Raw genomic sequence first — 10,356 nt, 5'->3', positions numbered from 1 at the left:
GCCGAGCCGAGCCGAGCCGAGCCGAGCCGAGCCGAGCCGAGCCGAGCCGAGCCGAGCCGAGCCGAGCCGAGCCGAGCCGAGCGGGACGAGGCGACGCGGGGAGTGGTGGTGACGCGGGGAGGGCATTAGACGGGGGACAGGGCGGCCTGTAGCTGGGCGATGACCTCGTCGGGATCATGGCGGATCGCCCAGGCCGGGAATCGGAGTACTCGATCCCCGGGGAGCCAGAGCCTATTCTGGCGGGACATATCTGCCCACCATTGCCGCACGTCGACGTGGAAGCTGCCGTCGATCTCCACATGGACTCGCTGGTCGGGAAAGTAGGCGTCCAGGTAGTTTGTCCGTCCCCGGCTGTCTGGACGGCAGAACTGAAGCCGTGGTTCCGGGAGGGCGGCGGTACGGCACAACCGCAAAAACTCCGCTTCGGGCAGGGAGCCGGCGCCTCCCGCGGCATCGGCGATGGTTTCGGCGATCAGGGCGCGGTGCCGTAGCCGGGGCATCGCAGCCAGCACCGGCAGCATGTCGCCGACGCGCACCAGCCGCTGTTGGAAACCGGCCATGATGATCGCAGCGGCTCGCCGCTCCGACTGCTGCCACTGCGCGGCGTCGATCAGGGAACGAGCCGGCACGGTTCGCGGCGGGCGTCCCGTGATGCGCAGGTCGGAGTCCGGTAGGTGGGTGGTGCGATGGACGACCACGCCGCCCGGGGGTCGCTTGGCGGTCAGCCGTGCCGGCATCAGGATGTGAACTGGCTCGGTCAAGAAGCCGCGGAACCCCGCAGCCCGGAGAGCCGACAGCCCGCCGAGCCACACGGTGTGCCCGCCGACGGTGCCCAGTACCGCGATCCACAGGCGCTCGGCGGTACCGATGGGGCCCGAGTGCGCGACATAGACCCCGTGATGTGGTGACTGCCACTGCCCGGAGTCGAGCCGGTGCTCGATCGTGCGGCGGGAGAGGTGCCGGATCGCTTGAGTCCGGCTGATCACACCGTCCTGGTACTCGAGCAACTCGCGCAGACGAGGATCGCAGGATGCCGGCATGGCGGCAGATCCTGGCCGACCGGCAACTCGAAAGCCACCCCGATCGCAGGCCTGTGGACACGGCGCCAGAGAAACGGGCCACCGCGCCGGGAAGACGGGCCACCGCGCCGGGAAGACGGGCCACCGCGCCGGGAAGACGGGCCACCGCGCCGGGAAGCGCGGGCCTGGAGGGGAGCGGGGCCGGAGGGGACAGGCGGGTGGGACGGAAACTAGCCGCCGAGCGGGGCTCGGCGGCTAGTTGAGTAGAGCTGGGAACTCAGGTCAGGCGCGGACGACCTTGCCGGCCTTGATGCACGAGGTGCAGACCTTGAGCTTCTTGGTGGTCCCGCCACCGGCCGGGGTGCGCACCGACTGGATGTTCGGGTTCCAGCGGCGGTTGGTCCGCCGGTGCGAGTGGGACACGTTGTGGCCGAAGCCCGGTCCCTTGCCACAGACGTCGCACACGCTAGCCACGGGATACTCCTGGGTTTGAAACGAAAAGTTGAAACGCAAACTTGAAGGCGCCCAGGAACATGTATCGCCCAGGCAACCCGGCAAGGCTACCCGATGCCCACCCGGTACAGCCAATCGCCCCCGGTCACGGTGCCTACCCCGCGTTTGTCGGAGGTCACAAGTACGATTTTCGCGTGCTGGAGACCCTCGATGCCGCTGCGGTACACCGCTGGTGCGGTGGTGGGCTCGAGGCGCTTCGGGCACATCAGCGCGAGATCGACGACCTGAATGTGTACCCGGTGCCCGACGGCGACACCGGCACCAACCTCGTCCTCACGCTGACCGCCGCCCTGGCCGCCCTGGAGTCCGACGACCCGCACGCCACGACGGAGCCGGTGACGGGTTCGACAGTTGGCGGGCTGATGCGCCGGATGGCGCGTGGTGCCCTGCTCGGCGCTCGGGGCAACTCGGGCGTCATCGTGTCGCAGATCCTGCGTGGCATGGCCGACACCTTCGCCACAGCCGTCTCCGTGCGGGGCGGCGAGCTGGCCCGGGCCCTGCGCACCGCGACGGACGCGGCCTATGCGGCGGTCGCCCGGCCGGTGGAGGGCACCGTCCTCTCGGTGGTGGCCGCGGCAGCCGAGGGCGCCGGCCGGATCAGGTCCGACAACCTGGTCATGGTCGCGCGTGCCGCTGCGAGAGCCGCCGCGGATGCCCTCGCCCGCACACCGCAGCAACTCCCGGTCCTGGCACGCGCGGGCGTCGTCGACGCCGGCGGCCGGGGCCTCTGCGTCCTCCTCGACGCCCTGGTCGCCGTCATCGACGAAGGCAACCAAGATCACGAAGAACACCAAAACCACCAAAACCTTCGGCGTACGCCTGAAGCGCACCACCACCCCCTAGAGCCCGAGCCCGCCGACAACTGCTCCGGCATGGGCTACGAGGTCCAATTCCTCCTGGACGCCGCCCCCGCCACCGTCGAGCGCCTCCGGCACACCCTCGACGCCCTCGGCGACTCGCTGGTCATCGTCGGTACCGGTGACGGCGACCCGCCCACCTGGAATGTGCACGTCCACGTCACCGAGATCGGCCCGGCCATCGAGGCGGGGATCAGCGCCGGCAAGCCGTACCGGATCCGGGTCACGCCCCTGGCGGAACGACGGCCCGGCGCCGACCTGCGTGCCGCCGTGGTGGTCGCCTCGGGCGACGGTCTGACCGCGCTGTTCGAGGCCGAGGGCGCCACGGTCGTGGACCGGAATCCGTCCACCGCCGAGTTGCTCGCCGCGGTCCACGCGACGGGTGCCGACTGTGTCGTGCTGCTTCCCAACGACATGAACACGCATGCCGTCGCGTCGTCGGCGGCGCGTGAGGCCGCCGCGGCCGGTGTCAACGTCAGCGTGGTGCCGACCCGCTCGCCGGTGCAGGCACTGGCCGCCCTGGCCGTGCGGGACACGCAGCGCCCGTTCGCCGACGACGTGATCGCGATGGCCGAGGCCGCCGGCGCCTGCCGGTACGGCGAAGTGTGCACCGCCCAGCGCGACGCGCTCACGGTGGCCGGTCCGTGCCGGGCGGGCGACCTGCTCGGGCTGGTCGACGGTGAGGTGCACGTGATCGGTTCCGACCTGACCGACGTGAGCCACCGCCTGCTGGACCGGATGCTCGGTGGTGGCGGCGAGTTGGTCACGCTGGTGCTGGGCGCCGGCGCGTCACCCGATCTGGAGACGGATCTGCGCCGTCACGTGCATCGCACCTGGCCGTTCATCGAGTTGCAGTGTTACGCCGGTGGTCAGCCCCGCTACCACCTCCTGGCAGGAGTCGAATGACCACGACCGACACTCCGCTGACCAAGGTGCTCGGTGCGAAGACCGCCGGCGCCCTGGAGACGCACCTCGACCTGCACACCGCGGGCGACCTGATCTACCACTTCCCCCGGCGGTACGACGAGCGGGGCGAGCACACCGACCTGCGCAGTTTGCAAGTGGACGAGCAGGTCACCGTGCTGGCCCAGGTGCAGGGGATCAACGTCAAGCCGATGCGGGCCCGCAAGGGCAACATGCTCGAGGTGACCATCGGTGACGGCTCCGGCGCGACGCTGACCTGTACCTTCTTCAACCAGGCCTGGCGTGAGCGGGAGTTGCGGCGGGGTGTGTGGGGGCTGTTCGCCGGCAAGGTCACCGAGTTCCGGGGCAAACGCCAGCTGAACGGCCCGGCCTATCAGCTGCTCAGCGCCGACGCGACGCAGGACGACGCGGCCGCCGAGATCGAGGAGTTCGCCGGTGCGCTGATCCCGGTCTATCCGGCGGCGGCCGCCGTGCCCACGTGGACCATCGCGAAATGCGTGCGGACGCTGCTGGACACCTTCCAGCCACCGGATGATCCGATGCCGGCGCAGGTGCGGGCGAAACGCAACCTGACGGGCATCGGGACGGCGTTGCGGGAAATTCACCGGCCGAGCTCCGAGGAGGCGCTGTACCGGGCGAAGCACCGGCTGAAATGGGATGAGGCTCTCGCCGTACAGCTGACCCTTGTGCAGCGCAAGGCACGTGCTGCCGCGGCGCCCGGCACGGCCCGTCCGCGCGCCGAGGCCGGGTTGCTGGCGAAGTTCGACGCCGGTCTTCCCTATGAGCTGACCGAGGGTCAGCGTGAGGTGGGCGAGGAGATCGCCGCCGATCTCGCGCGGCCGCATCCGATGCACCGGCTTCTGCAGGGTGAGGTCGGTTCCGGCAAGACCCTGGTCTCGGTACGAGCCATGTTGCAGGTCGTCGACGCCGGTGGGCAGGCCGCTCTGCTGGCTCCGACGGAGGTTCTCGCCACCCAGCATTTCCGCGGCATCAGTGCCCAGCTGGGCGCCCTGGGCCGCGCCGGTGAGCTGGACGGCGACGCCGAGGGCACGCAGCTGACGCTGGTGACCGGCTCGCTCGGTGCGGCGGCCCGGCGTGCGGCGCTGGCAAAGCTGGCCGACGGGACCGCCGGCATCGTGGTGGGCACACATGCCCTGCTGTACGAGGGTGTCGATTTCCGGGATCTCGGACTTGTGGTCGTCGACGAGCAGCACCGGTTCGGTGTTGAGCAGCGGGACGCGTTGCGGGCCAAGGCCGCCCGGCCGCCGCACGTGCTGGTGATGACCGCGACGCCGATTCCGCGGACGGTGGCGATGACCGTCTACGGCGACCTGGAGACGTCGGTTCTGTCGCAGCTGCCGCGGGGGCGGTCGCCGATCGCCTCGCACGTGATCCCGGCGCTGGAGAAACCGGCCTATCTGGATCGTGCCTGGAAACGGATCAAGGAGGAGGTGAAGGCCGGCCACCAGGCGTATGTGGTGTGTCCCCGGATCGGCGACGGGCCGGAGGACGGTGACACGCCGCCGCCGGACAACGAGCCCGCCCGGCGCCCGCCGCTGGCCGTCACCGAGGTGCTGCCGCTGCTGGAGAACGAGTATCTGCGCGGCCTGCGGATCGGCGTGCTGCACGGCAAGCTGCCGCCGGACGAGAAGGACGCGGTGATGCGCAAATATGCCGCGGGCGACCTGGACGTGCTGGTGGCGACCACGGTGATCGAGGTCGGCGTGGACGTGCCCAACGCGACGGTCATGCTGATCCTGGACGCCGACCGGTTCGGCGTCTCCCAGCTCCACCAGCTGCGTGGCCGGGTGGGCCGCGGCTCGGCGCCCGGCGTCTGCCTGCTGCACTCCGAGTCGGCGGAGGGTTCGCCGGCCCGGGAGCGCCTCGACGCGGTGGCCTCCACGACCGACGGTTTCAAGCTGTCCGAAATTGATCTGGAGCAGCGGCGTGAGGGTGACGTGCTGGGTGCGTCGCAGTCCGGCAAGCACTCGCACCTGAGGCTGCTCTCGCTGCTCCGTGACGAGAAACTGATCAAGGAGGCCCGGGCGGAGGCGTCCGAGCTGATCGGGGACGACCCTGATCTCTCCCGCCATCCGGCCCTGGCAGCCTCGGTGGCCGCCCTGGTCGACGAGGATCGCGCCGAGTTCTTGGAGAAGGGTTGATCCTGCACATCTGCCCGCGTGACGCGTGGGCCGAGGCGACAGCGGCCGGCTGGTACGAGGGTGACACCCTCGCGACCGAGGGCTTCATCCACTGTTCCCCGGCGGACTGGGTGCACGTCCCGGCCACGCTGCGGTTCCGCGGCCGTACCGATCTGCTGCTGCTGGAGATCGACGAGTCCCTGCTTCCCGCACCCGTGGTCTGGGAGGACGGCAGCCCGCCGGAGCCGGACGGGCGCCAGTTCCCGCACATCTACGGTCGCCTGCCGGTCGGTGCGGTGGTCGCTGTGCACGATTTCCCCCCGCTGGCGGACGGATCGTTCGGCGCATGGAAAGGGCGCGCCCCGTAGGAGCGCGCCCTTTTCATTGCGGGTCTGTCAGGCCCTTAAGCGGGGGCCTGTCAGGCCTTGATGCCGGCCTGTCAGGCCTTGAAGTTCACCTTGCGGCGGCGGGCCATGAGGAACAGGCCGGCACCGACGACGAGCAGCAGGGCCGCACCACCGGCGACGGTCCCGGCGGCGGCACCGGTCAGCGCCAGCTCCTCGTCGCCCTCGTCGGACGGCGTGGTGGTGGCGGGAGCGTCCGGCGTCTCCGACGGGGTCTCCTCCGGCGTGGTGGTCGGCGTGCCGGTGGGGGTGGTGGTGCTCGGCGACGGGCTGGCCGAGCCGCAGTCCTTCGGCTTGGCCCAGGTCACCGTACCGTTGGCGGCCTTCAGGTCACCGGTGACGGTGACGGTCAGGCCTTCCTGCCCGGCGAAGGTGACCGTCTTGGTCTCCCCGGTGGCCACGGTCGCGGTCTGCGCCTCACCCTTGTTCGGGGTGAACGTGGCGGTCAGCGACTTGCCGCCGGCCGGGTTGGTGACGGTGAAGCCGAGGCCGTCACAGGTGTGCTTGACCACGGCCTCGGGCTGCGCGCAACCCTCCGGCTCGGTCCAGCCACCGGTCCACGGTGTCATGCCGTCCGCGGTGACCGAGATCTTGCCGGCCGAGGCGGCCGGGACGACCACGGCGTTGTCGTCCAGCTCGCGGGCCTTGATGGTGACGGTCTTGGTGAAGCCGTTCTCGCCGGTGACGACGAACGTGGCGGTCTTGTTGCCCGAGCGGTTGTTCAGCGCCAGGGTGACCTCGCCGTTGCAGGAGCTCTGGGCGGTGACCTCGGGCTTGGCCGCACAGGTGCCGCCGTTGTCGCCGTTGTACCAGGCGTGCTTCGGGTTGCCGGGCAGGGCCGAGGAGCGTGAGCCCTCGTTCCGGTCGCTGCCGACCTTGCGGTCGCCGTAGAGCTCGCCGTCGCCCTTGTGGTCGAGCGGCAGGACCTTGTCGCCGAAGACGAAGTCGACCTGCATGTAGCAGGTGGGCACGGCGACCTCGAACTTGAGCGTGGTGAAGGTGTCCGCGGGGAACTCGAGTACCTGCTTGGCCAGCAGGTACTGCGGGAACTCGGCATTCGTCGAGGTGGTGGCGTAGGAGACGAGCGAGAACCACTGCGGGTCGCAGAGCGCCTTGCCGTGGGTGCGCTTCTTGTCCAGCTGGATCGAGGCGGTGCCCGCCTTGCCGTCGAACTCGTGCAGCCAGCGAGCATCCGCCGCCGAGACGCAGTCCGGGTGGTTGCCACCGCCGCCGCCGTGGTTGCCGCCGCCGGGGTTGCCGTGGCCGGTGGCACCGGCCGGGCCGGCTAGGGCCGACAGGCCCAGAAGCGCTCCGGCCAGTGCGGCCAGGACGCGATACCCGCGAGGGGTCTTCTTCATCTGTGCTCCATTGAGGGGAATGGGCGGGGGCGCGCCGACATGTTGTCGACGCGCCCCCGGTTGTTGCTGTTGTTATCGGTGCTGCTGAATCGCTATCAGGCGGTGAACTTCACCTTGCGACGGCGGGCCACGAAGAAGAGCGCGCCACCAGCGGCCAGCAGGGCCGCGGCGCCACCGGCGATGCCACCGGCTGCGGCACCGGTGAGCGCGAGCTCCTCGTCGTCCCCGCCACCGCCGCCGCTGGCGCAGTTGGCCGGAGCCTTGTAGGTGATGGTCGCGGCCTCGTCCTCGTAACCCTTCGGGGTCGCGGTGACCTTCAGGCCCTCGGAGGCCTTGAACTCGGCCCACTTGGTCTCACCCGGCTTGGCGGTGACCGTCTGCGACTCGCCAGTGCTCGGCTTGAAGGTGACCGTGACGGCCTCCTTCCAGTCCGCCGGGACCTCGATGCCGACCGACAGGGTGTCGCAGGTGCTGTCGTAGACGAAGGTCGGCTCGGTGACCGGGATCTCGGGAGCCGGGGTGGTGCTGGTGGGCGTCGGGGTCGGCGCCGTGGTGGTCGGCGGCGTCGTCGTCGGAGCGGTGGTGGTCGGCTCCGTGGTCGGCGGCGTCGTGGGAGCCGTGGTGGTCGGCTCGGTGGTCGGCGGCGTCGTCGGCGGCTCGGTGGTGGGCTGAGTCGTCGGCGGCGTTGTCGGCGGGGTGGTCGGCGGCGTGGTGGGCGGGGTCTCGTCCTTGCAGACCTTGCGCGGCTTGTTGATGTTGCCGGTACGCGTACCGGTCTGGGTGCCGCGGTTGCTCTCCCACTCGCCCTGGACCTTGAGGCTGGCCGACGGAGCGCCGCCGGTCACCACCTGCGTGACCTTGAGGCCGTTGCGGGGCAGCACGGCACCCTTGCTGATGCCGGTGACCTCACCCGCGGGCGACGCCTCGAAATCGGTGACCTTGCCGTCGTAGCGCTCGCTGCTCTTGACCTGCCAGGTGACGACCCAGGTGCCGTTCTTGTCGACACAGGGCGAGCTGCCGGAGATCTCGGGGTGGCAGGCCATGGCCGGCACGGCAGTTGCCAGCATGCCGATCATGCCGAGGGCCGCGCCGGCGAGGACCGAGCCGGTCCTGCGGCGAAGCGGGGACTTTGACAGGTTCACGCCAACTCCTGTTACGAGGGGGGTTCAGGGGCGTGAGGAAGCAAGAGCCGACAGTCGCTAAGGGACGGAAGCGAACCCCGCGACGACGCCTCCCCACGTCGTCGTCGGAACGACCGTGACCGTTCCGACGGAAGCTGACCCTAGCCACTCATCAAGGTCAAAGAAACGTCTCAGGCGCCGCTAATGCTCTTGATACCAATCTGAGATCTTCCATGCACCGAACGGAACGGTGCCGTTGCGCGTAGTGCCCTCCACGAGGGATTTGTTCACGCGCCCGTGGCCTGTCGGGGCTGGTGAAGTAGCGTCGGCTGTGATGACGAGGATTATCGCGGGCGCTCATGGTGGCCGTCGCCTGGCCGCACCGGGCGGGGCAGGCACCCGGCCCACTTCGGACCGCGTACGTGAGGCTTTCTTCAGTTCATTGGAGACGATGACCGAACTGTCCGAAGCGCGGTTTGCTGACCTGTATGCCGGGTCCGGCGCGGTCGGGCTCGAGGCGCTGTCGCGCGGAGCCTCGCATGCACTTCTGGTCGAATCGGACACCAAAGCCGCTCGGATCATCCGTGACAACGTCGTTGCGCTGCGTGTCGGCCCGGCGACCCGGCTCGTGACCGGAAAGGTTCTGCCGACCCTCGCGGGCGCGCCCGAGGGCGGACCGTACGACGTGGTCTTCGCCGACCCGCCGTACGCCCTCGGCGCCGACGAGATCGACACCGTGCAGGAGGAACTCGTGTCCAACGGATGGCTGTCGCCGGACGCCGTCGTGATTTTCGAGCGATCCACCCGTTCCGGGCCGCTGAGCTGGGTGGACGGCCTCGAAGGCGTTCGCACCCGGCGTTACGGCGAGACCACTCTTTGGTACGGTCGCCGATCATGAGACGAGCGGTGTGTCCTGGATCCTTCGACCCGGTCACCAACGGGCATCTCGACATCATCGGACGGGCCAGCCGGCTCTTCGACGAGGTGATCATCGGAGTCCTGATCAACCAGTCGAAGGTCGGGCTCTTCACCATCGACGAGCGGCTGGAGATGCTGGGCGAGGCGACCGCGCCGTACGAGAACGTGCGTGTCGCCGCCTTTCACGGTCTGCTCGTCGACTTCTGCCGTGATCAGGGTGCCGCCGTGGTCGTCAAGGGCCTCCGCGCGGTCAGCGACTTCGATTACGAGTTGCAGATGGCGCAGATGAACATCGGGCTGTCCGGTGTGGAGACACTGTTCATGCCCACCAATCCGCTGTATTCGTTCCTGTCGTCCAGCCTGGTCAAAGACGTGGTCAAGTGGGGTGGCGACGCCTCGTCGTACCTGCCGGACCCGGTTCTCGCGCGCCTGATCAGCCGGCTGAAGCAGAACTGAGCCGCATCGGCGCGCCGGAAACGGGCTCGGCGGTGACGCAGTAACGTGATCGCACCACGCCGTGACATGCCTTCAGTCCGATTTCGGGTGGTGGGCGGGGCGGTCGGACGGTAGACGACAGGAGTGAGGCGCCGGTGGATCCGCTCGACGGCATCGACGAGATCATCGACATCGTGCACGACGCGCGCTCTGTGCCGATGTCCCGGGCGAACGTGATGATCGACCGGGACCACATGATCGAGAAGCTCGAGGACCTCCGCGCCAAGCTGCCGTCGGAGCTGCGCAAGGCGGCCGCGGTGCTCGAGGAGCGGGACCGGATCATCGAGGCCGGCCGCCGCGAGGCCGATCGGATCGTCAGCGAGGGTGAGACCGAACACGCCCGTCTCGTCTCGGTGAACGAGATCACCGTGTCGGCCGAGCACGAGGGCGCCCGGATCATCGCCGAGGCGCGGACCGAGGCGCAGCGGCTGCGTGAGGAGGTCGACGACTACGTCGACACCGCCCTGGCCAACTTCGAGCAGTTCCTGACCCGGGCGCTGGCGTCGATAGAGCGAGGCCGTGACAAGATGCACGCGCTCCGGGAGATCGGGACCTTCCAGGGCGAGGACGCCGAGCGTCCGCTGCCCTTCTGACCCCGGCCGGACC

The 10,356-nt window shown here is 69.6% G+C and carries 10 protein-coding genes; 6 read left to right on the top strand and 4 right to left on the bottom strand.

The genetic code is table 11. From position 1 onward, the window contains the following. Positions 1-125: 125 nt before the first annotated feature. Both ACFQV6_RS36940 and rpmB read right to left on the bottom strand, forming a co-directional pair. Positions 126-1,040: a DUF559 domain-containing protein gene (locus tag ACFQV6_RS36940; protein ID WP_378032340.1), complete on the bottom strand. Its 915-nt coding sequence runs from the start codon at positions 1,038-1,040 to the stop codon at positions 126-128. 261 nt (positions 1,041-1,301) lie between these two features. Beyond that, the gene (rpmB, locus tag ACFQV6_RS36935) at positions 1,302-1,493 is read right to left on the bottom strand and encodes a 50S ribosomal protein L28 (RefSeq protein ID WP_026207002.1); all 192 of its coding nucleotides are present in this window, start codon (positions 1,491-1,493) and stop codon (positions 1,302-1,304) included. A gap of 173 nt (positions 1,494-1,666) precedes the next feature. Between rpmB and ACFQV6_RS36930 the strand changes: the two genes are divergently transcribed. Genes ACFQV6_RS36930 through ACFQV6_RS36920 form a run of 3 tightly spaced genes read left to right on the top strand, consistent with a single transcriptional unit; the run spans position 1,667 to position 5,822 of the window. Then, entirely contained in the window at positions 1,667-3,295 is a 1,629-nt protein-coding gene (locus ACFQV6_RS36930; protein WP_378032339.1) for a DAK2 domain-containing protein, read from the top strand. Further along, entirely contained in the window at positions 3,292-5,475 is a 2,184-nt protein-coding gene (gene recG, locus ACFQV6_RS36925; RefSeq protein WP_378032338.1) for an ATP-dependent DNA helicase RecG, read from the top strand. Before ACFQV6_RS36930 ends, recG begins: the two co-directional genes overlap by 4 nt. Continuing rightward, entirely contained in the window at positions 5,472-5,822 is a 351-nt protein-coding gene (locus tag ACFQV6_RS36920) for a DUF952 domain-containing protein (RefSeq protein ID WP_378032337.1), read from the top strand. Before recG ends, ACFQV6_RS36920 begins: the two co-directional genes overlap by 4 nt. Positions 5,823-5,893: 71 nt before the next feature. On the opposite strand, the gene ACFQV6_RS36915 is transcribed toward ACFQV6_RS36920, so the two are convergent. Both ACFQV6_RS36915 and ACFQV6_RS36910 read right to left on the bottom strand, forming a co-directional pair. Further along, entirely contained in the window at positions 5,894-7,216 is a 1,323-nt protein-coding gene (locus ACFQV6_RS36915) for a hypothetical protein (RefSeq protein ID WP_378032336.1), read from the bottom strand. A gap of 95 nt (positions 7,217-7,311) precedes the next feature. Next, positions 7,312-8,358: a hypothetical protein gene (locus ACFQV6_RS36910; protein WP_378032335.1), complete on the bottom strand. Its 1,047-nt coding sequence runs from the start codon at positions 8,356-8,358 to the stop codon at positions 7,312-7,314. Between the two features lie 313 nt (positions 8,359-8,671). Here ACFQV6_RS36910 and rsmD point away from each other — a divergent pair, with 313 nt between their 5' ends. The 3 genes from rsmD to ACFQV6_RS36895 all read left to right on the top strand — a co-directional run bounded on the left by rsmD (position 8,672) and on the right by ACFQV6_RS36895 (position 10,343). Beyond that, positions 8,672-9,235, top strand: a complete 564-nt coding sequence (gene rsmD / locus ACFQV6_RS36905) for a 16S rRNA (guanine(966)-N(2))-methyltransferase RsmD (RefSeq protein WP_378032334.1) — start codon at positions 8,672-8,674, stop codon at positions 9,233-9,235. Then, the gene (gene coaD / locus ACFQV6_RS36900) at positions 9,232-9,711 is read left to right on the top strand and encodes a pantetheine-phosphate adenylyltransferase (RefSeq protein ID WP_378032333.1); all 480 of its coding nucleotides are present in this window, start codon (positions 9,232-9,234) and stop codon (positions 9,709-9,711) included. The genes rsmD and coaD overlap by 4 nt, the downstream gene beginning before the upstream one ends. 134 nt (positions 9,712-9,845) lie before the next feature. After that, positions 9,846-10,343, top strand: coding sequence for a hypothetical protein (locus tag ACFQV6_RS36895; protein ID WP_378032332.1), 498 nt, complete (start codon positions 9,846-9,848; stop codon positions 10,341-10,343). Positions 10,344-10,356: the final 13 nt, after the last annotated feature.

Source organism: Actinoplanes sp. GCM10030250 (assembly GCF_042666575.1).
Classification (GTDB): Bacteria; Actinomycetota; Actinomycetes; order Mycobacteriales; family Micromonosporaceae; genus Actinoplanes.
Note: the sequence above shows the minus strand (reverse complement) of the source record. Positions and strands in the feature narration are given on the sequence as shown.

Bases quoted from the DNA above. Each gene is read 5' to 3' on its own strand.
- ACFQV6_RS36940 (WP_378032340.1), bottom strand. From the start codon at position 1,040: ATGCCGGCATCCTGCGATCCTCGTCTGCGCGAGTTGCTCGAGTACCAG.
- recG (WP_378032338.1), top strand. From the start codon at position 3,292: ATGACCACGACCGACACTCCGCTGACCAAGGTGCTCGGTGCGAAGACC.
- ACFQV6_RS36915 (WP_378032336.1), bottom strand. From the start codon at position 7,216: ATGAAGAAGACCCCTCGCGGGTATCGCGTCCTGGCCGCACTGGCCGGA.
- rsmD (WP_378032334.1), top strand. From the start codon at position 8,672: ATGACGAGGATTATCGCGGGCGCTCATGGTGGCCGTCGCCTGGCCGCA.
- coaD (WP_378032333.1), top strand. From the start codon at position 9,232: ATGAGACGAGCGGTGTGTCCTGGATCCTTCGACCCGGTCACCAACGGG.